This window comes from Bacteroidota bacterium (assembly GCA_038746285.1).
Classification (GTDB): domain Bacteria; phylum Bacteroidota; class Rhodothermia; order Rhodothermales; family JANQRZ01; genus JANQRZ01.
The window spans coordinates 53,596-77,983 of sequence record JBCDKT010000009.1 but is presented as its reverse complement, the minus strand read 5'-3'; the positions used below and the strand labels follow the sequence as shown (position 1 = coordinate 77,983).

At 67.0% G+C, this 24,388-nt stretch carries 28 protein-coding genes and 1 pseudogene; 20 read left to right on the top strand and 9 right to left on the bottom strand.

The features are described from left to right. Positions 1 to 21: 21 nt before the first annotated feature. The 17 genes and pseudogenes from rpmD (at position 22) to AAGI91_04670 (ending at position 13,590) form a co-directional block, all read left to right on the top strand. Positions 22 to 201 carry a 50S ribosomal protein L30 gene (rpmD, locus tag AAGI91_04750; GenBank protein MEM1041918.1) on the top strand — a complete coding sequence of 60 codons (180 nt, stop codon included), beginning with the start codon at positions 22 to 24 and terminating at the stop codon, positions 199 to 201. Positions 202 to 258: 57 nt separating this feature from the next. Continuing rightward, on the top strand, positions 259 to 717 hold the full coding sequence (gene rplO / locus AAGI91_04745; GenBank protein ID MEM1041917.1) for a 50S ribosomal protein L15: 459 nt from the start codon (positions 259 to 261) through the stop codon (positions 715 to 717). A 49-nt stretch (positions 718 to 766) separates the two neighbouring features. Beyond that, positions 767 to 2,080: a preprotein translocase subunit SecY gene (gene secY, locus AAGI91_04740; protein ID MEM1041916.1), complete on the top strand. Its 1,314-nt coding sequence runs from the start codon at positions 767 to 769 to the stop codon at positions 2,078 to 2,080. A gap of 93 nt (positions 2,081 to 2,173) precedes the next feature. Beyond that, complete coding sequence (gene map, locus AAGI91_04735) at positions 2,174 to 3,010, top strand: type I methionyl aminopeptidase (protein ID MEM1041915.1); 837 nt, start codon at positions 2,174 to 2,176, stop codon at positions 3,008 to 3,010. Positions 3,011 to 3,013: 3 nt separating this feature from the next. Next, complete coding sequence (gene rpmJ / locus AAGI91_04730) at positions 3,014 to 3,130, top strand: 50S ribosomal protein L36 (protein ID MEM1041914.1); 117 nt, start codon at positions 3,014 to 3,016, stop codon at positions 3,128 to 3,130. Between the two features lie 72 nt (positions 3,131 to 3,202). Beyond that, positions 3,203 to 3,583, top strand: a complete 381-nt coding sequence (gene rpsM, locus AAGI91_04725) for a 30S ribosomal protein S13 (protein ID MEM1041913.1) — start codon at positions 3,203 to 3,205, stop codon at positions 3,581 to 3,583. Between the two features lie 173 nt (positions 3,584 to 3,756). Continuing rightward, on the top strand, positions 3,757 to 4,158 hold the full coding sequence (gene rpsK, locus AAGI91_04720) for a 30S ribosomal protein S11 (protein MEM1041912.1): 402 nt from the start codon (positions 3,757 to 3,759) through the stop codon (positions 4,156 to 4,158). Positions 4,159 to 4,302: 144 nt separating this feature from the next. Then, complete coding sequence (gene rpsD / locus AAGI91_04715; GenBank protein ID MEM1041911.1) at positions 4,303 to 4,905, top strand: 30S ribosomal protein S4; 603 nt, start codon at positions 4,303 to 4,305, stop codon at positions 4,903 to 4,905. Positions 4,906 to 4,985: 80 nt separating this feature from the next. After that, a complete protein-coding gene (locus AAGI91_04710; protein MEM1041910.1) occupies positions 4,986 to 5,966 on the top strand; it encodes a DNA-directed RNA polymerase subunit alpha in 981 nt (326 codons plus the stop codon). Positions 5,967 to 6,040: 74 nt separating this feature from the next. Further along, positions 6,041 to 6,490 (top strand): annotated as a pseudogene (rplQ, locus tag AAGI91_04705) (50S ribosomal protein L17). Positions 6,491 to 7,336: 846 nt separating this feature from the next. Continuing rightward, the gene (locus AAGI91_04700; GenBank protein MEM1041909.1) at positions 7,337 to 9,619 is read left to right on the top strand and encodes a bifunctional (p)ppGpp synthetase/guanosine-3',5'-bis(diphosphate) 3'-pyrophosphohydrolase; all 2,283 of its coding nucleotides are present in this window, start codon (positions 7,337 to 7,339) and stop codon (positions 9,617 to 9,619) included. A gap of 298 nt (positions 9,620 to 9,917) precedes the next feature. Continuing rightward, positions 9,918 to 10,355 carry an HU family DNA-binding protein gene (locus AAGI91_04695; protein MEM1041908.1) on the top strand — a complete coding sequence of 146 codons (438 nt, stop codon included), beginning with the start codon at positions 9,918 to 9,920 and terminating at the stop codon, positions 10,353 to 10,355. Positions 10,356 to 10,426: 71 nt separating this feature from the next. Further along, a complete protein-coding gene (ruvX, locus tag AAGI91_04690; GenBank protein ID MEM1041907.1) occupies positions 10,427 to 10,876 on the top strand; it encodes a Holliday junction resolvase RuvX in 450 nt (149 codons plus the stop codon). A gap of 15 nt (positions 10,877 to 10,891) precedes the next feature. Continuing rightward, positions 10,892 to 11,488, top strand: a complete 597-nt coding sequence (def, locus tag AAGI91_04685) for a peptide deformylase (GenBank protein MEM1041906.1) — start codon at positions 10,892 to 10,894, stop codon at positions 11,486 to 11,488. Positions 11,489 to 11,614: 126 nt separating this feature from the next. Continuing rightward, positions 11,615 to 11,812, top strand: coding sequence for a hypothetical protein (locus AAGI91_04680; GenBank protein MEM1041905.1), 198 nt, complete (start codon positions 11,615 to 11,617; stop codon positions 11,810 to 11,812). Between the two features lie 168 nt (positions 11,813 to 11,980). Then, positions 11,981 to 12,967: a flotillin-like protein FloA gene (floA, locus tag AAGI91_04675; protein ID MEM1041904.1), complete on the top strand. Its 987-nt coding sequence runs from the start codon at positions 11,981 to 11,983 to the stop codon at positions 12,965 to 12,967. A 65-nt stretch (positions 12,968 to 13,032) separates the two neighbouring features. Continuing rightward, entirely contained in the window at positions 13,033 to 13,590 is a 558-nt protein-coding gene (locus AAGI91_04670; protein ID MEM1041903.1) for a hypothetical protein, read from the top strand. A 22-nt stretch (positions 13,591 to 13,612) separates the two neighbouring features. Here AAGI91_04670 and AAGI91_04665 read toward each other — a convergent pair whose 3' ends face one another. From AAGI91_04665 to AAGI91_04635, 7 genes are all read right to left on the bottom strand, one after another. Then, positions 13,613 to 14,893, bottom strand: a complete 1,281-nt coding sequence (locus AAGI91_04665) for a hemolysin family protein (protein ID MEM1041902.1) — start codon at positions 14,891 to 14,893, stop codon at positions 13,613 to 13,615. Between the two features lie 82 nt (positions 14,894 to 14,975). Beyond that, positions 14,976 to 15,758, bottom strand: coding sequence for an enoyl-CoA hydratase-related protein (locus AAGI91_04660; GenBank protein MEM1041901.1), 783 nt, complete (start codon positions 15,756 to 15,758; stop codon positions 14,976 to 14,978). Between the two features lie 120 nt (positions 15,759 to 15,878). Further along, a complete protein-coding gene (locus AAGI91_04655; GenBank protein MEM1041900.1) occupies positions 15,879 to 16,730 on the bottom strand; it encodes a hypothetical protein in 852 nt (283 codons plus the stop codon). 8 nt (positions 16,731 to 16,738) lie between these two features. Next, positions 16,739 to 17,275: a hypothetical protein gene (locus AAGI91_04650; protein ID MEM1041899.1), complete on the bottom strand. Its 537-nt coding sequence runs from the start codon at positions 17,273 to 17,275 to the stop codon at positions 16,739 to 16,741. A gap of 63 nt (positions 17,276 to 17,338) precedes the next feature. Continuing rightward, a complete protein-coding gene (locus AAGI91_04645) occupies positions 17,339 to 18,112 on the bottom strand; it encodes a PspA/IM30 family protein (GenBank protein MEM1041898.1) in 774 nt (257 codons plus the stop codon). Positions 18,113 to 18,230: 118 nt separating this feature from the next. After that, positions 18,231 to 19,100: a cyanophycinase gene (locus AAGI91_04640; GenBank protein MEM1041897.1), complete on the bottom strand. Its 870-nt coding sequence runs from the start codon at positions 19,098 to 19,100 to the stop codon at positions 18,231 to 18,233. Further along, positions 19,097 to 20,443 carry a thymidine phosphorylase gene (locus tag AAGI91_04635; protein ID MEM1041896.1) on the bottom strand — a complete coding sequence of 449 codons (1,347 nt, stop codon included), beginning with the start codon at positions 20,441 to 20,443 and terminating at the stop codon, positions 19,097 to 19,099. Before AAGI91_04635 ends, AAGI91_04640 begins: the two co-directional genes overlap by 4 nt. Positions 20,444 to 20,561: 118 nt before the next feature. Here AAGI91_04635 and AAGI91_04630 point away from each other — a divergent pair, with 118 nt between their 5' ends. Beyond that, a complete protein-coding gene (locus AAGI91_04630; GenBank protein MEM1041895.1) occupies positions 20,562 to 21,596 on the top strand; it encodes a medium chain dehydrogenase/reductase family protein in 1,035 nt (344 codons plus the stop codon). Between the two features lie 67 nt (positions 21,597 to 21,663). On the opposite strand, the gene rpmE is transcribed toward AAGI91_04630, so the two are convergent. After that, positions 21,664 to 21,909, bottom strand: a complete 246-nt coding sequence (gene rpmE / locus AAGI91_04625; GenBank protein MEM1041894.1) for a 50S ribosomal protein L31 — start codon at positions 21,907 to 21,909, stop codon at positions 21,664 to 21,666. Positions 21,910 to 22,145: 236 nt separating this feature from the next. Between rpmE and AAGI91_04620 the strand changes: the two genes are divergently transcribed. Together AAGI91_04620 and AAGI91_04615 are read left to right on the top strand one after the other, a co-directional pair. Further along, a complete protein-coding gene (locus AAGI91_04620) occupies positions 22,146 to 22,448 on the top strand; it encodes a hypothetical protein (protein MEM1041893.1) in 303 nt (100 codons plus the stop codon). 6 nt (positions 22,449 to 22,454) lie between these two features. Next, entirely contained in the window at positions 22,455 to 22,955 is a 501-nt protein-coding gene (locus AAGI91_04615) for a TspO/MBR family protein (protein ID MEM1041892.1), read from the top strand. 101 nt (positions 22,956 to 23,056) lie between these two features. On the opposite strand, the gene AAGI91_04610 is transcribed toward AAGI91_04615, so the two are convergent. Continuing rightward, a complete protein-coding gene (locus AAGI91_04610; protein ID MEM1041891.1) occupies positions 23,057 to 24,367 on the bottom strand; it encodes a glucoamylase family protein in 1,311 nt (436 codons plus the stop codon). Positions 24,368 to 24,388 lie beyond the last annotated feature (21 nt).

Here is a 24,388-nt window from a genome sequence, read left to right as displayed (position 1 = left end):
CCCCAACAGTCAATAGCTACTATGGCAACGCTGAAAATCACGCAGACCAAGAGCACGATCGGCCAGCAGGGCGGGCAGAAGCGCACGATCGCGGCGCTCGGCCTCGGCAAGATCGGCAAGACCAACGAGCTGAACGACACGCCGCAGATCCGCGGCATGGTCGAGAAGGTTCGCCACCTCGTTTCCGTCGAGGAAGCGTAGGCTTTTCACAACGCGAGTCCGCCCGGAGCGCGGGTGGGCGCCTAGCCAACACACACGATGGACCTCAGCACGCTCAAGCCCGCAAAGGGCTCGACGAAATCGAAGAAGCGCATCGGCCGGGGCGAGGGCTCGGGCAAGGGCGGCACGGCCACGAAGGGCCACAAAGGCCAGAAGAGCCGCTCCGGTGCCCGCATCCCCGCCTGGTTCGAGGGCGGCCAGATGCCGCTCCAGCGCCGCGTCCCCAAAGGTGGTTTCAAGAACCCGAACCGCGTCGAGTACGCGGCGGTCAACATTTCGCGCCTGAGCCGGCTCCTCGACGAGGGCCGGATCGAGAGCGGGGCCGACGTCACGCCGGAGACCCTCGTCTCGCTCGGCCTCACCGACAAGCGCGACCGGGTCAAGATCCTCGGCGACGGCGAGATGACCGCGAAGCTCACCGTCTCGGCCCACGCCTTCAGCGCCTCGGCGAGGGAAAAAATCGAAGCCGCCGGCGGCTCTGTCCATGTCGTAGAGTGACCCCGTCGGACGCCCGACGCCCTGACTCTCGACTCTAGACTCAAACCCGATGTCCTCATTCGCTGAAAGCCTCCGCAACATCTGGAAGATCGAGGAGCTGCGCCGCCGCATCCTCTTCACGCTCGGCATCCTCGTCGTCTACCGCATCGGGGCGTACGTGACGCTCCCCGGCGTCGACGCCCGCATCCTCGCCGCGGTCGGGGACCAGAGCCGCGACGGCCTCTTCGGGCTGTTCGACATGTTCGTCGGCGGCGCGTTCTTCCAGGCCGGCATCTTCGCGCTCGGCATCATGCCGTACATCACGGCCTCGATCATCATCCAGCTCCTCGGGGCCGTCGTGCCGTACTTCCAGAAGCTCCAGCGTGAGGGCGAGGACGGGCGGCGCAAGATCACCCAGCTGACGCGCTACGGGACGGTCGGCATCACGGCGCTCCAGTCGGTCGGCTACGCGATCAACCTTCTGAGCGGTGCGACGGGCCAGGCCATTGTTGTCAACTCGACCTTCTTCATGATCACGACAGTGATCGTGCTGACGGCGGGGACGGTCTTCGTCATGTGGCTCGGCGAGCGGATCACCGAGAAGGGGATCGGCAACGGGATCTCGCTCCTCATCATGATCGGGATCATCGCCTTCCTGCCGACCTCGCTGCTCAACGAGTTCCAGCTCAAGAGCAACATCTTCATCTTCCTGATCGAGATCGGCGTGCTCGTGCTTGTGACGGGGGGCATCGTGCTCGTGACGCAGGGGACGCGGCGGATTCCGGTGCAGTACGCCAAGCGCGTCGTCGGGCGCCGGGTCTACGGCGGGACGACGCAGTACCTGCCGCTCCGCGTCAACGCCGCCGGCGTCATGCCGATCATCTTCGCGCAGTCGATCATGTTCATCCCAAGTACGATTGCCGCGTTCTTCCCTGAGAGCAGCTTCTGGCTCACCGTCGGGACGTGGACGGGCGACATCTTCGGGTGGGGCTACTCGCTGATCTTCTTCTTCGTCTGCGTGTTCTTTACCTACTTCTACACGGCGATCGCGGTCAACCCGCAGGAGATGGCGGACACGATGAAGCGGCAGGGTGGCTTCATCCCTGGCATCCGGCCCGGGAAGCAGACCTCCGAGTTCATCGACAATATCCTGACGCGGATCACGCTCCCCGGCTCCATCTTCCTTGGCCTTGTCGCAATCCTGCCTGCGTTTGCGGTGCAGCTCGGTGGCATCACGCCGGGCTTCGCGAGCTTCTACGGCGGGACGAGCCTGCTCATCCTCGTCGGCGTCACGCTCGACACACTGCAGCAGATCGAGAGCCACCTTCTGATGCGCCACTACGACGGGTTCATGAAGACCGGCCGCGTCCGCGGTCGCCGCTAAGTTTGCAGTTCCTGGTTTCTGGTTTCTAGTTGGCCAGCAGCAACCGAGCGTGCCGAACTAGAAACCAGAAACCGTAAACCAGAAACACACCCCGTGGTCCGCCTCAAGTCCGAACGCGAAGTCGAAGCGATGCGCCGCAGCGCTGCCCTGGTCGGGCAGGTGCTGACGGAGGTCGCGCGCCGCGTCGAGCCGGGGGCGCTGACGAGCGAGATGAACCGCGTCGCCGAGGAGATGATCGCCGACGCCGGGGCGCGACCCGCGTTCAAGGGCTACCGGATCGCCCGCAACGACACGCCGTTCCCGGCCGCGCTCTGCGTCTCGGTCAACGACGTCGTCGTCCACGGCTTTCCGAGCGACGTCCCGCTCGAAGAAGGTGACGTGGTATCGGTCGACTGCGGGGTCGAGCTCGACGGGTACTTCGGCGACTACGCCTACACCTTCGCCGTCGGTGAAATATCCGCCGAGAAGGCGGCGCTGCTAACCGACACGAAACAGTCGCTCTACGAAGGCATACGGAACGGGCTACACGGCCGGCGGATCGGCGACATCGCGTTCGCCGTGCAGTCGTTCTGCGAGCGGCGCGGCTACGGCGTCGTCCGCGACCTCGTCGGCCACGGCGTGGGCCTGAGCCTCCACGAAGACCCGCAGGTCCCAAACGTCGGGCGGCGCGGCGTCGGCAAGAAGCTCAAGACCGGGATGACGCTCTGCGTCGAGCCGATGATCACCGGCGGCACGCACGAGGTCATCGTCGATCCCGACGGGTGGACCGTCCGCACCGCCGACGGCCAGCCTGCCGCGCACTACGAACACATGATCCTCGTCCAACGGGGCGAGCCAGCCGTGCTCTCCTCGTTCGAACCTATAGAGGCGGTCCTCGCCGCAAAGGGGGCGTTCATCCCCAGTGCCGAGGCCGTACTCGCTGAACCCTGAGCCATGAAAGTCCGAGCCAGCGTCAAGAAGCGCTCTGCCGACGACAAGATCGTCCGCCGCAAGGGCCGCATCTACGTCATCAACAAGAAGAACCCCAAGCACAAGCAACGCCAAGGGTAGCTACGAACGACGAGTCACGAACGACGAGTACACCCATTCGTCGCTCGTCGCTCGTCACTCAACACTCGCACTATGCCTCGAATCGCAGGAGTCGACGTTCCGAACAACAAGCGCGGCGAAGTGGCGCTGACCGACATCTACGGGATCGGCCGCTCGCGCGCGGGCGAGATCCTCGGCCGCGCCGAGATCGACCCGACCATCCACCCCGCGGAGTGGACCGAAGAGCAGACCCGGACGGTCCGGCGCCTGATCGAGGACCACTACACGGTGGAGGGCTCGCTCCGCACGGAGACGCAGCTTAACATCAAGCGCCTGATGGACATCGGCTGCTACCGGGGGCTCCGTCACCGGCGCGGCCTGCCGGTCCGCGGCCAGCGCACGCAGACGAACGCCCGCACCCGCAAGGGCCGCAAGCGCACCGTCGCCGGCAAGAAGAAGGCACCGCGTAAATAGGTTTCTAGTTCTCGGTTCCTGGTTAAGCTCTCCGAGCCGTCATCGGTACAACTAGAAACTAGGAACTGCAAACTAGAAACCCAACCCCGTCCCCGGTCCGCGCCCGCTCGCAGAGCCCCGTCTCTTCGTCACCGAGCGCACGCCGGGACAGACAACCTCACACCGCACACAGTATGGCAAAGCAGCAGTCACGCGGCGGACGCCGCCAGCAGAAGAAGAAGATCCAGGTCGAGTCCAACGGCACGGCCTACATCAAGGCGACGTTCAACAACGTCATGATCACCCTCACGGACTCCTACGGCAATACCATCTCGTGGGCTAGCTCCGGCAAGATGGGCTTCCGCGGCTCGCGCAAGAACACACCCTACGCTGCCGGCGTCGCCGCCGGTGCCGCCGCGAAGGAAGCCTACGACCTCGGCCTCCGCCGCGTCGATGTCTACGTGAAGGGCCCCGGCTCCGGCCGCGAAGGCGCGATCCGCGCGCTCTCGACTGCCGGCCTCGAGCTCCTCACGATCCGCGACATCACCCCCATTCCTCACAACGGCTGTCGGCCCCCGAAGCGCCGCCGCGTCTAGCAAGTTTCGAGTTACAAATGTCGAGTGTCGAATGAGATAACTCGACATTCGTCATTCGCAGCTCGGCATTCGGTATAAGTCCGACGGGGCGCGTCTAGAGGGCGCGTCCCACGTTTGTCCACTCTAAGACATCCAGAGCATACTATGGCCCGATACAGAGGCCCCAAGCAAAAGCTGGCCCGCCGCTTCAAAGAGCCGATCTTTGGCCCCTCCAAGTCGCTCGAACGCAAGCCCTACGGCCCCGGCCAGCACGGCCAGAGCCGCCGCCGCAAGGAGAGCGAGTACGCCGTCCAGCTCAAGGAGAAGCAGAAGGCGAAGTACACCTACGGTCTGCTGGAGCGGCAATTCCGCAACCTCTTCGAGAAGGCGTCCCGCAAGAAGGGCGTCACCGGCGAGAATCTCCTGAAATTCCTGGAGGCCCGGCTCGACAACGTCGTCTTCCGCCTCGGCTTCGCCCGGACGCGCCGCCAGGCCCGGCAGCTCGTCAACCACGGGCACGTCATGGTCAACGACCGCGTCTCGTCGATCCCGTCGCACATGCTCCGCCCCGGCGACATCGTCGAGATCCGGCCGAAGAGCAAGAACCTCGACGCCGTCCGCGACGCCGCCGAGCGCAGCCGCCGCGCCTTCCCGCACCTCGAAGTGGACCGCTCCACCCTCCGCGGCAAGTTCCTCGACTTCCCCGAGCGCGAGGACATCCCGGAGAACATCCGCGAGCAGCTCATCGTCGAGCTCTACTCCAAGTAGGCCCTTCCGGTCCACCGCTGCGGCGTCCTGTCCGCGCACCCCCGCCACCCGCCTCTACGAACCCCACTATGACCCAGACGATGACGAACATCCAGCTTCAGATGCCGGACGGCGTGCAGGTCGAGGAGATGAACGAGACCTACGGCCGCTTCACTGTCCAACCGCTCGAGCGCGGCTACGGCGTGACGATCGGCAACGCGTTCCGCCGCGTGCTCCTCTCCTCGCTCGAAGGCACCGCCATCACCGCGCTCAAGGTCGACGGCGTCCAGCACGAGTTCTCGACCGTCCCCGGCGTGACCGAGGACGTGGCCGACATCATCCTCAACCTCAAAGGCGTCCGCTTCCGCGCGGGCGAAGAGGACGAGGGCACAATCACCGTCCAGCTCGACGGTCCCGCCGAACTCACGGCCGGCACCCTCGCCGACGCCACGGCCGAGTTCGAGATCCTCAACCCCGACCACCACATCGCCACGCTCTCCGACGAGGCCGACGTGCTGATGGAGTTCCGCGTCGGGCGCGGGCGCGGCTACGTCCCGGCCGACGAGAACAAGCGCGCCGACGATCCCATCGGCGTCGTCGCCGTGGACTCAATCTTCACCCCGATCCTGAACGTCAAGTACACCGTCAACCCGGCCCGCGTCGGGGAGAAGATCGACTACGAGCGGCTGACGCTCGAAGTCGAGACCGACGGCTCGGTCACGCCCGAGGACGCGCTGACCGCCGCCGCCTCGATCCTCCGCGACCACGTCGGCCTCTTCATCTCGGTCGAGCAGGAGCCCGAGCAGCCGGAAGAGGAGAAGGAGGTCGACGCCGAGGTGCAGCGCGTCCGCTCGCTCCTCAACCAGAGCGTCGACGACCTCGACCTCTCGGTCCGCGCCCAGAACTGCCTCAAGGCCGCCTCCATCAAGACGATCGGCGACCTCGTCGGGCGCGAGGAGTCGGAGATGCTGAAGTTCCGCAACTTCGGCCGCAAGAGCCTCCAAGAACTCGTCGCCGTGCTCGAAGACCGCAACCTGCGCTTCGGGATGGACGTGGACAAATACGTCGAAGAAACCGCTTGACAGTTTCTGGTTTTCAGCTTCTGGTTTCTAGTTGGAACCAGGAAACATAAACTAGGAACCAGAAACCAACCCTCATGAGACACCAGAAGAAAATCAAGAAGCTCGGGCGCACGGCTGCGCACCGCAAGGCCACGCTCGCCGCGATGGGCTCGGCCCTGATCGAGCACAAGCGCATCGAGACGACGATGCCGAAGGCGAAGGCGCTGCGCTCGTTCATCGAGCCGCTCATCAACCGGGCGAAGGACGACTCGACGGCCAGCCGCCGCCAGGTCTTCCGGCACCTCCGCAACAAAGAGGCCGTCAAGGAACTCTTCGGCGACGTCGCTAGCCGCATCGGCGACCGGCCCGGCGGCTACACGCGCGTCGTCAAGCTCGGTCTCCGGCAGGGCGATGCGGCGGAGCTCGCCATCATCGAGCTGGTCGATTACAACGACGTGCGGCCGGACGGTGGCTCGAAGCGCACGCGCCGGACGCGCCGCAGCAGCGGTCGCAGCCGGAGCAAGGGGTCGGGTCAGCAGCAAGCCACGCAGGCCGCCACAGCCGCCCCGGCTGCCGAAGCCGCTGAGGCTCCCGCTGCCGAGACGCCCGAGGCCGACGACCTGACAAAGGTCTGGGGCATCGGGCCGGTCTTCGCCACCGCGCTCGGCGACGCGGGCATCACAACCTTCGCCCAGCTCGCCGAGGCCGACCTCGGCACGCTCCGCGCGGCGATTGCCGAGGGCAGCAGCACGTCGGATGAGACGGTCAACGAGGAGACGTGGGCTGAGCAGGCCGGCTTCCTCGCCACTGGCGACACGGACGCCCACGCGAGCTACGTCGAGAACCTGAAAGCCGAAGGCGCAACGGCGCACCAGGCTACGGTCGAAGAGGCCGAAGCTGCTGCCGAGGCCGTGGAGGCTGACGCCCCCGCCGAGGAGCGGGAAGCGGCAGCCGAAGTCGAGGCACCCGCCGAACCGGAAGCGGAGTCAGCCTCCGAAGAGGCCTCCGCCGAACCGGAAGCGGAGGCAGCCGCCGAAGAGGCCCCCGCTGAAACGGAAGCTGAAGCCGCCCCCGAGGTCGAAGAGGCCCCTGCCGCCGACGATGCCTCGACCGATTCCGACGACGCGCCGAAAGCCGCGTCCGACCCGGAGGAGAACGAGCATCCCGACGCTCCGCAAGGCGCGGCCTCGGGCGAAGGCGAGCCCCCGGCCGACACCGGTGCCGGCGACGAGGGCGACCCGCAAGGCAGTGGGCAGCGCGGCTAGTGGCTCTCCAGCTCTACGAACGGCCTCGCCTGCGCGTCAGGTGAGGCCGTTTTCGTAGAAGGCTGTTGCGCGGCGGTACGGATCGCCGTATCGTAAACGTTTCCTCGTCGCCACTCCAGCGCCGGCATGATCCAAGCCTCCTCCTATTTCAGTGCGCAGCTTCGGGACATCCACGTCGAGCCCGCCTTCGAGCGGCGCTTCCGGGTGCTCCTCGAATACTGCCGCCGCAACCTCCCCGCCGTCGACGAGGACTTCGTCCGCCGCGCCTTCGGCGTGGCCTACTGGGCGCACCGCGACGACCGCCGCGCCTCCGGCGAGCGCTACATCTCGCACCCGCTGGAGGTCGCCACGATCGTCGCCCGCGACGTGCCGTTCGACGACGTCTCGGTCATCGCGGCGCTCCTGCACGACACGGTCGAGGACACGGACCTCTCGCTCGAACTGGTCGAAGCCGAGTTCGGGCAGGGGATGGCGCAGATCATCGACGGCCTGACCAAGATCGACCATGTCTTCGCCAGCCGCGACCTCGGACAGGCCGAGAACGTGCGCAAGCTGATGCTCTCGATGGCCTCGGACATCCGGGTCATCATCGTCAAGTTCGCCGACCGCCTCCACAACATGCGGACGCTCGGCTCCCTCAGCCAGCGGCGACAGCTCAAGATTGCCACTGAGACCCACGACCTCTTCGTGCCGCTCGCGCACCGATTCGGGCTGAACAAGGTCAAGACCGAACTGGAAGACCTCTGCCTGAAATATCTCCAGCCCGACGCCTACCGGGCGATTGCGAACGGGCTCGACAAGACCCGGAAGCAGCGCGAGGCCCACGTCGAGCAGTTCATCGAGCCGGTCGAGGCCGAACTGGAAGACGCCGGGTTTGCGTTCTCGATCTACGGCCGCCCCAAGAGCATCTCGTCGATCCACCGCAAGATGCAGGTCCAGCAGAAAGAACTCGACGAGATCTATGACCTCTTCGCCGTCCGCGTCGTGCTCAAGGGCGAAGGCAAAAAGGGGCGCGAGGACTGCTGGCGGGTCTACTCTATCCTCGCCGACCTCTACAAGCCCATCCCCGAGCGCTTCCGCGACTTCATCTCCGTCCCGAAGTCGAACGGCTACCAGAGCCTCCACACGACGGTCATCGGGCCCGATGGCCGGCCCGTCGAGATCCAGATCCGCACCGAGGAGATGCACGCCGTGGCCGAGCGCGGCGTGGCGGCCCACTGGAAGTACAAAGAGGAGGGCGGCGGAGACGGCGTGGCCGCGAAGGTCCGCAGCGATGAGGCCCTAGAGCAGATCTACGCCTGGGTCCGCGAACTGATGGAGACCCCGGCCTCGGACCGGGCCATCGACTTCGTCAAGGACTTCCAGCTCAGCCTCTACGACGAGGAGATCTACGTCTTCACGCCGCGCGGCGACGTCATGACGCTCCCGCGCGACGCGACGCCCGTGGACTTCGCCTTCCAGGTGCACTCCGAGGTCGGCTTCCACTGCATCGGGGCCAAAGTCAACGGCCGCATGGTGCCGCTTTCGTACCGCCTCACGAGCGGCGACCAAGTCCAGATTCTGACCTCTAACAAGCAGAAGCCGAACCCGGACTGGATGCAGTTCGTGGTCACCCACAAGGCGCGGACCCGCATCCGGCACTGGATCAGAGAGAGGCGGCGCAAGACGGCCGAGCACGGGCGCGACCTGCTGGAACGCAAGCTGAAGCGGGCCAAGCTCGAGATCGACGAGGACGACCTAAACCGGCTGTCGTCCAAGCTCAAGTTTCCCAACACGCAGCAGCTGTTCTACGAGATCGGGTCGGGCCTCTACGACCCGGCCGACTTCGTCCGCTTCGTCAAGGAAGGGCACCGGAGCGAGGAGCAAGCGGCAGCGAGCACGGAGGACACGCCCCTCCGTCTACAGGTCACCGAGTTCACCGAGACCGCTCGCGAGGAAGGCCGCGCCGCCCTCGTCATCGACGGCGAGCACCACGCCGACCTCGCTACGCAGTATGCCACGTGCTGCAACCCGATCCCCGGCGACGACGTGTTCGGCTTCGTCTCGAAGACCGGGACCATCAACATCCACCGCACGAACTGCCGGAACGCTCCGCATCTGCTCATGGACCACGCCGACCGGGTCATTCCCGTCGAGTGGAGTAGGCAGAAAGACGTGCAGTTCATCTCGGCGCTCCGCCTCGTGGGCGAGGACCGCGTCGGGATGGTCTCCGACCTCACGACGGTCATCTCGAAGAACCTCAAGACCAACATCCGCTCGATCACGATCGAGAGCGAGGACGGCGTGTTCGAAGGGACGATCGTGCTCCTCGTCTCGGACCTCAAGCACCTGCAGCGCCTGATGCAGCGGCTCGGGCGCGTAGAGGGGATCTACGGGGTCTATCGGTTTGAAAATGATCACCCTTCGTGAAGGTTTTGCATGAACGGTGTTAATAACGGGGCATGCGCAGGAACGCATTCGTTTCCTGGAACATGTGCAGACACGCGAGGTTGGTGCCCGCGTCGCAGACGGTGGCAGCGTGCTACGACGCCCACGATACGCAGTGCCCTGAAGGTAAGGCGCATTGTTAAGTGAAATAGGTTCTGTATATAGCCTGTTGGCCGTATATTGGACTCGGGTTGCAACGCGAAATATTTATTTCGTTTCGTTCGTTAAACCTTCGTATGTGTACCGCCACCCCTACCTACTCACCACCACGGAGATAAACATGGCTCAGAAGCGTGTCCCTACGCTGACCAAGAAAGACGTAGCGCGCCGCGTAGCAGAACTGCGGGGCGAGCCGATCTACAAGTCGGAACCCTGGGTGACGGACGTCATCACGGCGCTACGTGAACTCATGCTCGGCGCGGACCCTGAAATCCGAATCGAACTGCGCGACTTCGGCGTGTTCGAGGTCAAGAAGACCAAGGCCAAGCCGAAGGCGCGGAATCCCAAGACCAACGAAACGGTCTTCATCCCTAGCCGCCGCAAGACGCACTTCAAGCCGAGCAAGCGGGTCAAGCTGGAACTCCAGCAGCCCCTGGCCGACCTCGGCTACTCGATCCCCGAGGGCAGCGCCGACTACACGCCGACCAACGGCAGGAAGAACGGCACCGCCAAGAAGACCAACGGCACGGCCCGTAAAAAGGAACTGAGCGGAGCCTAGCGGTACGCTCTGCCACTCGTTGTACCTTCAGGGCCGGTTCTGCCGGCCCTGACTGGTATCCCCATCTTGCCATGCACTCCCCCGGACCCCGAATCGTCGGCGTCGATTACGGCACGAAGCGCGTCGGCCTCGCCGTAGCGGACCCGCTGCGGCTGTTCGCCCAGCCGCTGGAGACGCATGCGCCGGACGAGGCCGTGGCCGCGCTTCGGGCGCTCCACGACCGCGAGGGGATCGAGACCATCGTCGTCGGCTGGCCGCTCACGCCGGACGGCGAAGAGGGCGAAGCAACCGCCCGCGTGCAGCCGTTCGCCAACAGGCTGCGCAACGCCTTTCCCGGGGTCGGCATCGTGACGTGGGACGAGCGGTTCTCGTCGGCTCGGGCCAGGGACGCGATCCGCGCGTCCGGCGCTGGCCGCAAGGCCCGCCGCGACCGGGAACGCGTGGACCGCGCCGCCGCCGCCATCATCCTCCAGGAGTACCTGGACGAGCACGCAGACGACGTCCCGACTCTCGACCCCTGACTCTCGACGCTCAGCATGATCCTTCCCATCTACCCCTATGGCAGCCCCGTTCTCCGCACCGAGACGACGCCCGTCGAGGCCGACAGCCCTGCGCTCCAGCGGCTTCTCGACGATATGGTCGAGACGATGCACGGGGCGAGCGGGATCGGCCTGGCGGCCCCGCAGGTGGGGCGGACCGAGCGTCTGTTCGTCATCGACCTCAGCGCGATGGCGGAAGACATCGAGGAAGAGCTGGGCGAAGTGCCGGCCTGGGCGCAGGGGCCCGTGGCGTTCATCAACCCGGAGATCGAGGAAGGCGACGAAGACGACCTCTGCGACTTCGAGGAAGGCTGCCTCTCGATTCCTGACATCCGCGAGAACGTCGTCCGGCCCGACCGTATCCATGTGCGCTTTCTCGACCGGTCGTTCGAGCCGCAGGAGACCGAGGCCTCGGGGGTGCTGGCGCGCGTGGTGCAGCACGAGTTCGACCACCTCAACGGAGTCCTCTTCCTCGACCACATCAGCCCGCTCCGCCGGCGGCTCCTGAAACGTCGACTCCGGGAGATGGCCCAGGGCCGCGTCGAGGCCGACTATCCGCTGGCCGATCCGAAGAAGACTGGGCAGCCTGTCTGACCGAGGACGTCCGGCTCGGCGTGGAGGGGAAGGAGGGTAGTGAGAAGTCGGACAGGCGAGCGGACGAACGAACTGCTCGCTGTGCCGTACCAGAGCCTTCTCTCCTCTAGCCTGGCCCATCGCACCATGTCCGACCAGCCTGAGATCGACCCCCAAAAACTCCAGCAGCAGCGCCCCGACTACGTCGAGGACAAATCGGGAACCGGCGACCCGAGCGTGCAGCCCCACATCGGGACAGACCCACAGTCGCTCCCGCAGGAGGGCAAGCACAAGACGATCATCGCCCCCGATCCGGAGAAGGTGCGGCAGCACAAGCAGAAATAGCGCGCCGTAAGCGCGCGCACGGGGCGTTTGAAACCTACGGGGTGTGGTGCGTACCCTTAGAGCGGGCATGCGGCCGCGCACCTTCGGCTCTCCGGCTGCCCTGCTCGCGCTTGCGCCTCCACCGCTCTGCCAGAGCCACACTCCACCCATTCCCAACCCCTAGTGCTCATGGATGCCCTGTTTGCCACCGGCGGCGTGCTGTTCATTTTCCTGATCGTCGCACTCCTGATCGTCTTCTTTTACTTCATCCCGCTCGGGCTGTGGGTGTCGGCGATCACGGCGGGCGTCCGCGTCCGGCTGACCGAACTGATCGGGATGCGGCTGCGGAAGGTGCCGCCCTCGGCCATCATCGCGCCGCTGATCACCGCGCGCAAGGCGGGTATCGACGTCTCGGCCAGCCAGCTGGAGACGCACTTCCTCGCCCGCGGCAACGTCCGCAACACCGTCCAGGCGCTGATCTCTGCCGACAAAGCCAACATCGACCTCCCGTTCCAGCAGGCGACGGCCATCGACCTCGCCGGGCGCGACGTGTTCGAGGCCGTCCAGGTGTCGGTCAACCCGAAGGTGATCGAGACGCCGCCGATCTCGGCGATTGCCAAGGACGGCATCCAGGTCCGGGCCATTGCCCGCGTGACGGTCCGCGCCAACATCAACCAGCTCGTCGGCGGCGCAGGCGAGGAGACGATCATCGCCCGTGTGGGCGAGGGGATCGTCTCCACAATTGGCTCGTCGGGGACGCACCTGATGGTGCTCGAAAACCCGGACAACATCTCGAAGACGGTGCTTGCGAAGGGCCTCGACAGTGGGACGGCGTTCGAGATCCTCTCGATCGACATCGCCGACGTGGACGTGGGCGAGAACATCGGGGCGAAGCTCCAAACCGACCAGGCCGAGGCGGACCTGCAAGTCGCCCGGGCGAAGGCGGAGGAGCGCCGCGCCGCCGCTGTCGCCGCCGAGCAGGAGCAACGGGCCGCCGTGCAGGAGCAGAGAGCGCGCCTCGTCGCGGCCGAGGCCGAGATCCCGCAGGCGATGGCCGAGGCGTTCCGCACCGGCAACCTCGGCGTGATGGACTACTACAACCTCCGCAACGTCGAGGCCGACACGCAGATGCGCCGCTCCATCGGCGGCGACGAAGATCCGGCGGCCGGGTCCTAGCCTGCCAGCCTTACATTCGCACCGTAGGGGCGACGCATGCGTCGCCCCTGCGCATTGCTGACCCGATGATCGCTGCCGCCCGCGTCACCGCCTTCGCCTCGCTCGGCGTCCTCAGCGCGACGCAGGACCTCGTCCGCACGGCCATGCCCTCGCTGACGCGCGCCGCCAACCCGGAACTCGTCGCCGAGGAGACCCTGGCGCTCATCGCGACGGTGACGACGCGCGCCGCCGAAGTGGGACTGCAAGGCACGCTAGCGCAGGCCGTGGGGACAGCCCTTCTGGAGACGCCGTTCCTGTACCACGACTACCTGCTCGGCAGCCGCCTCGTCGCCGAGGGCAGCGAGGGCGAGGTCGAGGTCGACCAGAGCGTCTACGAGCGGCTCGGGCGGAAGATGGAGTTCTACGGGGTCCACTTTCCCGTCGGCCAGTTCCCCGGTCCGCGCGCGCTCAGCGACAAGCTCCCGCTCTGGATGGGCCGCATCTCGCCCCCCAAGCTGCCGTCCACGCCCAGCGAGCGGCTCGGCGACCTCGGCCTCGACGCCCTCGTTTCGACGCACCTCCGGCTGGTCCTCGCCTTCGCGCAGCGGGTAGGAGCCGAAGGAGGGACAAACGGAAGTGGGTAAGCCCAGCGCACCTCGCCCGCTCCTACTCCTCCAGCCGCCCTGGCGCGTCGCGGACGATGCGCACCGTCTCGATGCGGTTCGCTGAGGCCTTCAGGATCATCAGCCGGTAGCCGTCGAGGTCGAACTCGGTGCGCTCGTCCGGGATCGAGGAGAGGCGGTCGAGGACGAGGCCGGCCACGGTCTCGTAGTCGCCTTCGGGGAGGTGGAGGTCGTAGTTCGCGTTGAGCAGTTCGACCTCGGCGCGGCCGCTGACGAGGAAGGTGTGGTCGTTGACCTGCCGCACGACCTCGTCCTCGGCGTCGAACTCGTCGCGGATGTCGCCGAAGAGCTCTTCGAGGAGGTCCTCGACCGTGATCAGGCCCGCTGTGCCGCCGTACTCGTCGATCACGATGACCATCGACGTGCCGGTTTCGAGAAACTCGTAGAGCAGGTCTTTGGCGCGCTTCGCCTCGGGCACGAAGGTCACCTCGCGGACGATGTCGCTGAGCCGCTCGGGCCGCTGGAACAGGTCGTGCGCCACGACCACGCCGACGATGTGGTCCACGTTCTCGCGGTAGACCGGCAGGCGCGAAAAGCCCGTCTCGACGAACCGGGCGCGGGCCTCGGCGAGCGTCGCGTCCTCGTCGAGCGCCTCGACATCGGTGCGCGGGACCATCGAGTCCTTGACCCGGAGGTTGCGCAGCTCGAAGACGTTCGACAGGATCTCGCTCTCCTCCTCGTCGAGGTCGAGCGTCCCGCTCTCGCGGCTCTCGCGGACGATCGCCTCGTAGTCGCTGCGGAGGAACTGCTGGAAGCTCTGCGCCTCGACGCCCGTCAGCCGGACGAGGAGCGAGCTGGTCCACCCGGCAATCTTGATGACGGGGAGGAAGAGGTAGTACGTCAGCTTGAGCGGGAGCGCAGCGGCGAAGACGACCCGGTCGGCCGGTTCGCGGAAGAGCGACTTCGGGATGATCTCGCCGAAGATGAGAACAATCGTCGAGGCGATGATCGTCTGGAGGACGAGGACGAGGCCTTCGACAGCGGCGTCCGGCCCGAGGAGGTCGCGGGCGAAGGCGCGCAGCGGGTCGTCGAGCGCGAGCGTCATCAGCGCCGAGTAGAGCACGAGCGCGATGTTGTTGCCGACGAGGGTCGTCGTCAGGAACCGGGCGGGCTCGCGGATGAACTCGCGGACGAGCCGCCCGACGAACCCCTCGCGGTGGGCGCGTACCTCCGCCTTGAGCCGGTTCGCCGTCACGAACGCGATCTCCGAGCCGGAGAAGAACGCGCTCAGGACGAGCATCAGAGCGATGAGAGCTATGGCCATTGGCTGAATGGGTGATTGAGTGATTGGGCGATTGGAGCAGCACAATCACCCAATCGCTCAATCAGACAATCACTCAATGAAATCAGCGTCCCGAAAACTCTGGCTTCTGCTTGTTGAGGAACGCGTGGACGCCTTCCTGGAAGTCTTCGGTGCCGCACGCTTGGCCGAAGAGGGCGGCCTCCATCTGCAGGCCCTGCGCCTGCGGCAAGTCTACGGATCGAAGCGCGTTGAGCGCCATCGCCACGGCGAGCGGGGCCTTCGAGGCAATCGTGCGGGCGATCTCTTTGGCCTTACCCACGAGGTCGGTGCTCGGCGTGACGTGGTTGACGAGGCCGACGGCGTGGGCGCGCTCCGCCGTGATGCGGTTGCCGGTGAGGATCATCTCGGTGGCAATGCCCTGGCCGACGATCCGGGGCAGGCGCTGCGTCCCGCCGTAGCCGGGGATCAGCCCGAGGCCGACTTCCGGCAGGCCGAACTGCGCGTTCTCGCTCGCCAGGCGGAGGTGGCAGGCGAGGGCGAGCTCGCAGCCGCCCCCAAGCGCGTAGCCGTTGACGGCCGCCACGACCGGCTTCGGCAGGCTCTCGATGCTCGTGAGGATGGCCTGCCCGCGGAGGGCGAAGCGATGCCCTTCGAGCGCGTCGAGGTCGGTGAACTCGGCGATGTCGGCCCCGGCGGCGAAGGCTTTCTCGCCGCTGCCCGTCAGGACGACACCGCGCACGCTGGCGTCTCCCCGAGCCTGGCGGAAGGCGCGGCCGAGTTCGACGATGACCTGGGTGTTGATGGCGTTCAGCTTGTCCGGCCGGTTGAGCGTGACGGTGGCGATGCCGTCGGCGTCCACGTCGTAGAGCAGGGTGTCGAAGTCCATGCGGGCGGGTGAAATGGGTAGGGGCCGGTTTCAAACCCGCCCGTACAAGGGGAATGCGGTGGGCTGGAACAGGTCTCAGACCAGCCCAGAGACAGAAGCGAAAAGCCGGAAGTCGTGCGGTCAGCCGCGCAGCCGGTCGCGCCCGGCGGCGGTGCCGGTGGCCGCCGGGTCCTCGAACGTGTCGAGGTCGTCGAGCAGGTCGGTCGGCGGGGCGAAGACCTCCTCGATCTCCTCGATGGAGGCCTGCGTCTCCTCGACCTCGGAGACGAGCGTGTCGAGCTGGAACGAGATCTCCTCGGGGTTGCGCATCGTGAGCGACTGCTCGTGGATGTACTTCGTCACGTCCTCGATCGTCTCGAGCTGGGCCTCGATCACGGCGAGGTTCTCGTGCGACTTCTTGAACTTGACGAGCCGCTTCTCGAGGATGTCGAGCCGCTTCTGCTTGATCTGCTGCACCTTCGGCGGGTCGTCTGCCATCTCGCCTCGGAGTTGGGCCATCGCGTTGACCACCTCGTCCTCCGTCGCCTGGCGCGAGAAGCGCTCGTAGCGCTCCTTCTGCTGGAGCATGGCGAGGTACGAGTCGAGCAGATCGTCGATCTTCTTGAGGTGGGATTCGAGGAGGCCCTGCGAGGCGTAGGACATCTTCTCGTAGTTCTCCCGGACGGCCTTCTCGATGTTGCGGAAGCGGATGTAGCGCTTCTGGCTGGCCTTCGTGAGCTGCCGGAAGACCTCCTTCTCGGTCGGCGGCTTGTTGCGCTCGGCCATCTTGCGCGCGCGGACGACCTTGCGGAAGCGCTCCTGGCGCGGCATCACCCCGAGGTAGAGCAGCTCGAGCGCGGCGGCGAAGAGCAGGACGAAGTTGGCAACGCCGGTGCCGGTGAGGACGAACGCCGTGACCATCGCCATGATGAGGAACACGAGGTTCCACGGACTGAGGAACGCTTCTTTGGTGTAGTTGATCGGCTCGCTCATGGGCCGCGTCAGTCCCTCGTCTGGTGGTCTCGCCCGAAGCGCCCAATCGAGCGGGCGGGCGGGGCGTCCGGCTCAGGCTCGTCTTGGGAGTCGTGCGCCTCGCGGCTGCCGGGGCCAATCGTCTTGGCCGAAGGCGGTGCGGCCTCGTCCTCCGAGTTGGCGTCGGCCGGGTTCTGCGCCTCGGCGTGGGCCTCCGCATCGCCGAGCATCTGGGTCTTCATCTGCTGGACGAGGTCGGCGGCGGCGCTTTTCTGGCGCTCGGCGTCGAGGCGGGCTAGCTCCTCGCGGTCGGCCTCCTGCTTGGCGGCGCTGTCGAGCGCCTCCATTGCGAGTTCGTAGCGCGCCTCGGAGGTGATGTTCTGCTCGGTAAGCTTGCGGAGGGCGTCCTCGTGCGCCGCGTCGAGGTCGGAGGTGTCGAGGTTCTGGAGTGCCCCGAGCAGCCCTTTCTTGCGCTTGGCCTCGCGGAGCTGCTGCTTGAGCGCGCGGACCTTGCGGAGGTGCGCCTTCTCCTGCTCTTTGATCCGGTTGAATTCGTCGCGGTCCATAGGGTGAAGGGTATGCGTAGGGGCACAGCATGCTGCGCCCCTACTCTAACCGTCGCCTTTCGTCTACACCGAGTCGCCGGAGGAGGTTCGCTGGCGGTCGCGCCCGGCGGTCTTCTCGACCTCTTCCGGCTCGGGGATCGACAGCTCCGGCTCGGACGCTGCGGTGTCGGGCTCGGCCATGCCCATCTCGAGCTTGAACTGCTTGACGAGCTCCTGGGCCTGGATCTCCTGCGCGTCCTCCTCGATCTGCATGCTCTCCGTGTCGATCGAGTCGAGCGCGAGTTCCATCCGGGCCTCCTGCTTGGCCGTCTGCTCGTTGATGCGGGTGAGCATCTCGTCGTGCGTCTGGTCCACGCCGGCGACCTCGAACTGCTCCAGCGTGTCGGCGATCTTGGCCTGCCACTGGGCGCGCTCGTGGGCGCGAAGCGCTTCGCGGGCCTCGTTGATCTTCTTCTCGCGCTCGCGCATGAACGCCTTCTTGACCTGGAGCGCTTTCTCGTACGCCTGCTCGGCGTAGCCTAGCTGCTCGGCCGTTCGGGCCTGGGCCTCTTTGGTCTGCTGAAGCTGGAGCGCGTAGCGCTGCGCGATGTCGTCGCGCCCGGCCTGGATCGCGGCCTTGATCTTCGCGGTCAGGCTCTGTAGTTCGGCCGTGTACTTCTTGTTCTCCTTCTGCAGGAGCATCGCGTTGGCCTTCACCGTGGCGATGTTCTCGTTCATCTTCGGCACCTGGTCGTTGAGCTCGCGCATGTTCTGCTCGAGGATCAGGCGCGGGTCTTCCATCGCAGAGATGGCACCGCCGAACAAGGATTTAATGAGTCGGGTAAATCGCTTCCACATGGTCAGAGAGGGGGCAGGACGGAACGTGCGAAGGACTGGCTGAAGCTACGAAAGCGGGGGCGTCTGGGTGCGGAGGTCTCCTTCGCACTGGACGCACACAAAAGACGCAGCGGAGCCGCTATTGTTGCACAGAGGCGTCTTCGGCGGCGTCAGAGACGAGGGCCCCTGTGGCAAGGTGGAACCGGAGTCCGCCGGTGAAGCGGGCGAGCCGGACGGGAAACCGGGCGAGCGGCTCGCCAGGGCGAAGGGGGCTGGCCGCCGCCTCTTCGGGGAGGACGAGGACGGCAGCCCCGGTCCCAATCGCCGTGGCGATACCGCCAGGGTCCACGGCCAGCGCCGTGCCTTCGTCGATCCCGAGGCCGCGCACCCACCGGCCGGTCTCGGCGTGGTAGTTCGCGAGCAGGGCGAGGAGCCGCCCGTAGCGGCTGCGCTCGGTGAAGTGGGTGTCGATGAGCGCGTCCTCAACGAGGCCGATGAAGCCGTCGGTGAGGGAGAGGACCGGCGCGAGCGGATCACGCAGGCCCTCGTCCGACGAGAATGATCCGCGCCGTGCGTCGAAGACGACCTCGCTCAGGATCATCGCCCCAGCGCTCGTGCCGCCGACGAGACCGCCGCGCATGTAGACCTCGCGGACCGCCTCGGCGACGGGCGTGCGGTGCCAGCGTTCGACGTACTTCGCCTGGTCGCCGCCGGGCAGGAAGAGGGCATGCGCCGCCCGGACAGCCTCGACGTTTGACGGGAGCGCGGCGGCCTCCCGCGACGCGATGGGGAGGTACGTCACCGCCGCTCCGGCCGCCTCGAGCCTGGTGATGGCAGACTGGCCGGGCGCGTCCTCGTAGTCGAGTACGAGTACCGACGAATCGGCTTCGGCGACGAACCAGGCCACTGCTTCCGGCGGCACCTCGCCACCGCCGACGAGCAGCAGACGGCCTTGCGCGAGCGCGGAGCCGCTGAAGAGCAGCAGGGCGAGCCAGAGGGCGTGCGTCATCGGTCGGTGTCCCCGGCCCATCCGGTGCCGTCGTAGCGGTCGAGCAGGAGCGGTCTTGGCTCCGGCGGCGCGTTGGCGAAGGCGAACGCGTCGCGGACAGCGGCCTCGTCCACGCGGTGCGCGTCGGCGGCGAAGAGGTGGGCGATGGGCTCGCCGGGTGCGACGGCCTCGCCCGGTTTTTTGAGGAGCACGAACCCGGCGGTTGGATCTACGTCATCCTCCTTCTGCGCCCGGCCGGCCCCGAGACGGACGGCGGCGAGGCCGAGCGCGCGCGCGTCGATGCCGGCGACGAACCCGCCAGCGGGCGCTTCAACGGTGGCGACGGGCTCCGATCCGGCGCGGCGGTCGGGGTCGTCGAGCACGGACCGGTCGCCGCCCTGCGCCTCGACGAGCTCGCCGAACTTCGCGAAGGCGCTGCCGTCGGCGAGGGCGACGGTGGCCTGGGCGTGACCGTCCTCGAACGAGCCGGCCGCGCCGCCGAGGTGCAGCATCTCGCCTGCGAGCGCGAGCGTGAGCGCGAGCAGGTCGTCCGCCTCGCCGCCGGCCGGTCGTTCGCCCCGCAGGAGGCGAATGCACTCCGCCATCTCGGGCCAGTTGCCGACGGCGCGACCGAGCGGCACGTCCATCGCCGTCAGCCGCGCGACGGTCGGCTTGCCGAACTCGAGGCCGATCCCGACGAGCGTCTCGGCGAGACGCCGGGCGTCGGCCTCGTCGGTCATAAAGGCCCCGCCCCCGGCCTTCACGTCGAGCACGAGCGCGTCGATGCCCTCGGCGAGTTTTTTGGACATGATGCTGGCCGCGATAAACGGGATCGACTCGACGGTCGCCGTCACGTCGCGGAGCGCGTAGAGCTTGCGGTCGGCCGGCGCGATCTCGTCAGTCTGCCCGATCATCACGACGCCGACCTCGGCAAGCTGCCGGCGGTACTCGGGGACTGAGAGGTCGGTGCGGAAACCGGGGAGGCTTTCGAGCTTGTCGAGCGTGCCGCCGGTGTGGCCGAGGCCGCGCCCCGAGATCATCGGGACCGGCACGCCGCACGCCGCAACGAGCGGGGCGAGGATGATCGAGACTTTGTCGCCGACCCCGCCGGTCGAATGCTTGTCGACTTTGGTGCCGGGGAGGTCCGAGAGGTCGAGCACGTCGCCGGAGTGGAGCATGGCCCGCGTGAGCGCGGCGGCCTCGTCCGCGTCGAGACCGTTGAGGAAGCCCGCCATGAGGAAGGCGCTCATCTGGTAGTCCGGCACGTCGCCCGCCGTGTAGGCGTCGATGAGGGCGGTGATCTGCTTGGCGGTGAGCGCGCCGCCGTCGCGCTTGGTGCGGAGAAGGTCGGGGGTCGAGAGCAAGGGGCGAGGAGGGAAAGGAGAGTGGGGAGAGAACTCGGGATGCAAAAGAAGGATACCACCGAGGCCGAGAACGGGAGTCCCTCCGTTCCCTCCTCACCCTCCACGTTCTCTTTCTCCCGTGCATCAAGTCTGGATTCCCAAAGCCGGCCCGCCCGAGGTCCTCGACGTCCGCGAAGCGCCGACGCCTGCGCCCGGCCCCGGCGAGGTCCTCGTCCGCATCGAGGCGGGCGGGATCAACTTCGCCGACATCCTGGCCCGGCAGGGGCTCTATCCCGACGCGCCCCCGCTCCCGGCGGTCGTGGGATACGAGGTGGCGGGCACCGTCGAGGCGCTGGGCGAAGGCGTGACCAGCGTGGCCGAGGGCGACGAGGTGCTGGCGCTCACGCGGTTCGAGGGCTACGCGTCGCACCGCGTCCTCCTCGCCGAGCAGGTCTTCGCCCGGCCCGGCGGGATGCCCGCCGCCACCGCCGCCGCGATTCCGGTGAACTACCTCACGGCGTTCCAGGCGATGATCGTGATGGGCGGCGTGCGGCACGCGCAGGAACTGGCCGGGCAGCGGATGCGCGTGCTCGTCCACGGGGCCTCCGGCGGCGTCGGCACGGCCGCGAGCGACCTCGGCCGGATCTACGGGGTCGAACTCTTCGGCACGGCCTCGCCCAGCAAGCACGACTACGCGCGGGAGCGCGGCTACGACTACGCGATCAACTACCGGAACGACCGCTGGGTCGACGCCGTGCGCGACCTCACCGGCGGGCGTGGCGTGGACCTCGTCCTCGACCCCATCGGCGGGGCGCACTGGCGCAAGAGCTTCGAGGTGCTCGCCCCGACCGGCCGGCTCGTCGTCTTCGGCTTCTCGGCGGCGACGGGCGGCGGCAAGCTCGGGCTGGCGCGCGCCGCGGCGAAGGTGCCGTGGCTGCGGTTCAGCCCGATTGCGCTGATGAACGCCAACCACGGTGTGCTCGGCGTCAACCTCGGCCACCTGTGGGGGATGCAGGACGAGGTCGGGCGCTGGATGCGGAAGCTGCTGCGCTACTACGAGAAGGGGGACATCCGGCCGCATGTGGACCGCGTCTTCCCGCTCCGGGAGGCCGCCGCCGCGCACCGCTACATCGAGGAGCGCCGGAACGTAGGCAAGGTCGTGCTGGCACCGTAAGCAGAGCGAGGCGGCCTGCCGCGTAGACAAGCCGCCTCGGACAAGGCGAAGCCGGAAGGGCGAGGGGCTAGGCGCTCTCGTCGGCCGCTTCCTCGGTGGTGCCGGCGTTCTTGTTGCCGTACCGGCGGCGGAATTTCTCGACGCGGCCCGTGGTGTCCACGAACTGGCGCTTGCCGGTGTAGAACGGGTGGTTCGTCGAGTCCACCTCGGAGTTGTATGTGTCGCCGCTCATCGTCGAGCGGGTCTGGAACGTGGTCCCGTCGGCGAGCTTGACGGTGACGAAGTGGTAGTCGGGGTGGATTTCGGGCTTCATGGCGCTCTGGAAAGGGTCGCTGCGGTGCGTGCAGACGCTGAAAATACGCACCAGTCTGCGCCGGACCAACCAGCGGGGCTGAGTTCCTTTCGTCTTCGCAAAAGAAGCCTGGTGCCCGGTTTAGTCCGCCCGGCGAAGACAATAAAGCGCTCGCGGCGCTATTCTCCGGTGCACATCTTGGGCGAGACTCTGCTTCCCGCCTATACTTACGGCATCTTGCCCATCCTCCCTCTGCCATGAGCCGTCTTACGTTCGACCCGAGCTGCGGGCTCGACATCACGACCACGACTATCCGCGAACTCGAAGACATCGCGACGATCAACTACTGGGGCTACCGAGTGGTACGGCACGAGGGGGAGACGGCGCTCTTCGTCCACGAAGCCTACTACGACCACCGCGAAGGGCTGCTTGGCATCGCCAACCGACCGGCCCACACCTGCGGCGACACGATGGAGGAACTGGAGGAGAACATCGAACTCATCTCCCAAGCCCTGAACGAGCCGACGCTGAACTACGCGGACTACGCGGTCGGGGACTGAGACGGCATGGACAGCCGAAACGACGGACGGAGCCGCTGGGCCTCGGTCGGCATCGCTGGCCTCTTCGTGCTCGGGTGCGAACTCGTCGGGGTGGTCGGAGCCCTCACTACGGTGACGGGCGACGCGTCGTGGTACGACGGACTGACCAAGCCGCCGTTCAACCCGCCCAACTGGCTTTTCGGTCCTGTGTGGACCACGCTCTACGCGATGATGGGCGTGTCGGCGTACCTCGTGTGGCGCGAGGACCGGAACCGGAGCGAGGTGCGGGTGGCGCTCGGACTGTTCGCCGCGCAACTGGTGCTCAACGGCATCTGGACGCCGGTCTTCTTCGGGGCCGAGTCGATTGTCGGCGGGGCCGTCGTGATCCTCGCGCTGTGGGTAGCGCTCGTGCTCACGATGCGGGCGGTCTTCCGGGTCTCGCGCCCAGCCGGGTGGCTGCTCGTGCCCTACCTCCTCTGGGTCAGCTTCGCTGCCGTGCTGAACCTCTCAATCTGGGTGTTGAACTGAGTGCGGAGGGTGTGGAATGAATAGCCCCCAAAGCTATCGGAGCCGTCACGCCTCGCGCCCACGTCCGTCCTCTCCCTCCTGACCCTCCACGCCGAAAGAACTCACCCCGCCTCGCCTAGCCAGCCGCCGGTGAAGCCGCACTGCCGCAGGCCCTGCAGGACCACGTCGCAGCTGCGCATCAGCCGCCACAGCAACTCGTTCCGGTGGTTCTCAATCATCAGCACGACCGGCCCCTGGTCGATCCCGTAGTAGTCTGACGAGACCCAGGGGGTGCTGCCGTTCGGGAACGTTGGGTTGAACGAAGCGAGGAAACCGTAGTCGCCTTCGCAGTGCGGCACGTTCTCGTGGAGGTGATGGAGCGTCGGGAGCACGATCTCCGGGGCGAAGGGGAGCGAGGTGGCGACGGACCACGGCGCGAGCGTGCCATCGTCGGGGCCCCACGGGACGCTGCGGGCGCGGTAGTGGTAGAAGTCGATGGCCTCGCCGTCCACGGTGTGCCGGGCCGGGCCGGGCCCGTCCGAGGCGGTGATGCCCCAACCGTGCTCGCCGTAGCCACGCCGCCCGCGCGTGTTGCGGACCGCGTAGGCCTGCTGCACGCGCGTCGCCCGCCGCGAGTTCTCGAAGTAGTCGATCCCCCGGTCTCGCATGTAGGCGTCCTGGATGCCTCGGAAGTCGATCCACGCATGGGAGAACTGGTGGACGAAGAGCGGCCCGCCCCACAGGAGGTCGGTGCCGTAGAGCGTCTTCCAGCGGTAGGTCTCCAGCCAGAAGTCGTAGTGCTCGGGACCGATGGGGAAGGTCGGCGAGCCGAGGGCGAGGACGTAGAGCAGCAGCGACTCGTTGTAGCCCTGCCAGCGCGCCTTGAGGAAGCCCTCCTCGGGCGTCCACCCGTGCGAGACCCCGGTTCCTTCGTTGGTCGCCCAGGGCCAGTCAGCGCGCCGGTTGAGCGTGTCGGCGAGCGTGCGGAGGTCGGTCTCGACCGGGTCGCTCCGGTCGAAGTACTGCGCCGCGAGGAGGCCACCGGCGAGCAGGAACGTCGTGTCGATCGTCGAGAGCTCACACTCCATCGCCCGGCGGCCCGTCTCCATGCCAAGGAAGTGGTAGTAGAACCCACGGTAGCCCGTCGCGTCGGGCGCGCCGCTCTGCTCGCTGTCGTGGAAAAACCGGAGCGTCGTGCGGACTCGCTCGGCCGCCTCGGCACGGCCGATGTAGCCTCGCTCGGCCCCGACGACGAGACACGCGAGCCCCATGCCGGTCGCGGCGATGCTGGAAGCGGCCCCATCGCGGGAGTTGTCCGGCACCAGCCCATTCTCGGGGTTCGACCGCTCGGAGAAAAAACGGAACGTGGACTCCTGAAGCTGGTCCAGCAGGTCGCGGTCGCTGGCGGTCAGGTCGACGATGTGGGAGGGCAAGGGCGCGCGGCGAAGAATGAG

Excerpts from the sequence above, each read along its gene's own strand:
- rpmD (MEM1041918.1), top strand. The coding sequence starts at position 22 with ATGGCAACGCTGAAAATCACGCAGACCAAGAGCACGATCGGCCAGCAG.
- AAGI91_04655 (MEM1041900.1), bottom strand. The coding sequence starts at position 16,730 with ATGAGCGAGCCGATCAACTACACCAAAGAAGCGTTCCTCAGTCCGTGG.
- secY (MEM1041916.1), top strand. The coding sequence starts at position 767 with ATGTCCTCATTCGCTGAAAGCCTCCGCAACATCTGGAAGATCGAGGAG.
- AAGI91_04695 (MEM1041908.1), top strand. The coding sequence starts at position 9,918 with ATGGCTCAGAAGCGTGTCCCTACGCTGACCAAGAAAGACGTAGCGCGC.
- rpsM (MEM1041913.1), top strand. The coding sequence starts at position 3,203 with ATGCCTCGAATCGCAGGAGTCGACGTTCCGAACAACAAGCGCGGCGAA.
- rplO (MEM1041917.1), top strand. The coding sequence starts at position 259 with ATGGACCTCAGCACGCTCAAGCCCGCAAAGGGCTCGACGAAATCGAAG.
- AAGI91_04710 (MEM1041910.1), top strand. The coding sequence starts at position 4,986 with ATGACGAACATCCAGCTTCAGATGCCGGACGGCGTGCAGGTCGAGGAG.
- AAGI91_04670 (MEM1041903.1), top strand. The coding sequence starts at position 13,033 with ATGATCGCTGCCGCCCGCGTCACCGCCTTCGCCTCGCTCGGCGTCCTC.
- ruvX (MEM1041907.1), top strand. The coding sequence starts at position 10,427 with ATGCACTCCCCCGGACCCCGAATCGTCGGCGTCGATTACGGCACGAAG.
- rpmJ (MEM1041914.1), top strand. The coding sequence starts at position 3,014 with ATGAAAGTCCGAGCCAGCGTCAAGAAGCGCTCTGCCGACGACAAGATC.
- AAGI91_04680 (MEM1041905.1), top strand. The coding sequence starts at position 11,615 with ATGTCCGACCAGCCTGAGATCGACCCCCAAAAACTCCAGCAGCAGCGC.
- AAGI91_04620 (MEM1041893.1), top strand. The coding sequence starts at position 22,146 with ATGAGCCGTCTTACGTTCGACCCGAGCTGCGGGCTCGACATCACGACC.
- AAGI91_04615 (MEM1041892.1), top strand. The coding sequence starts at position 22,455 with ATGGACAGCCGAAACGACGGACGGAGCCGCTGGGCCTCGGTCGGCATC.
- AAGI91_04650 (MEM1041899.1), bottom strand. The coding sequence starts at position 17,275 with ATGGACCGCGACGAATTCAACCGGATCAAAGAGCAGGAGAAGGCGCAC.
- AAGI91_04665 (MEM1041902.1), bottom strand. The coding sequence starts at position 14,893 with ATGGCCATAGCTCTCATCGCTCTGATGCTCGTCCTGAGCGCGTTCTTC.
- floA (MEM1041904.1), top strand. The coding sequence starts at position 11,981 with ATGGATGCCCTGTTTGCCACCGGCGGCGTGCTGTTCATTTTCCTGATC.
- rpmE (MEM1041894.1), bottom strand. The coding sequence starts at position 21,909 with ATGAAGCCCGAAATCCACCCCGACTACCACTTCGTCACCGTCAAGCTC.
- AAGI91_04700 (MEM1041909.1), top strand. The coding sequence starts at position 7,337 with ATGATCCAAGCCTCCTCCTATTTCAGTGCGCAGCTTCGGGACATCCAC.
- def (MEM1041906.1), top strand. The coding sequence starts at position 10,892 with ATGATCCTTCCCATCTACCCCTATGGCAGCCCCGTTCTCCGCACCGAG.
- AAGI91_04660 (MEM1041901.1), bottom strand. The coding sequence starts at position 15,758 with ATGGACTTCGACACCCTGCTCTACGACGTGGACGCCGACGGCATCGCC.
- rpsD (MEM1041911.1), top strand. The coding sequence starts at position 4,303 with ATGGCCCGATACAGAGGCCCCAAGCAAAAGCTGGCCCGCCGCTTCAAA.
- rpsK (MEM1041912.1), top strand. The coding sequence starts at position 3,757 with ATGGCAAAGCAGCAGTCACGCGGCGGACGCCGCCAGCAGAAGAAGAAG.
- AAGI91_04640 (MEM1041897.1), bottom strand. The coding sequence starts at position 19,100 with ATGACGCACGCCCTCTGGCTCGCCCTGCTGCTCTTCAGCGGCTCCGCG.
- AAGI91_04645 (MEM1041898.1), bottom strand. The coding sequence starts at position 18,112 with ATGTGGAAGCGATTTACCCGACTCATTAAATCCTTGTTCGGCGGTGCC.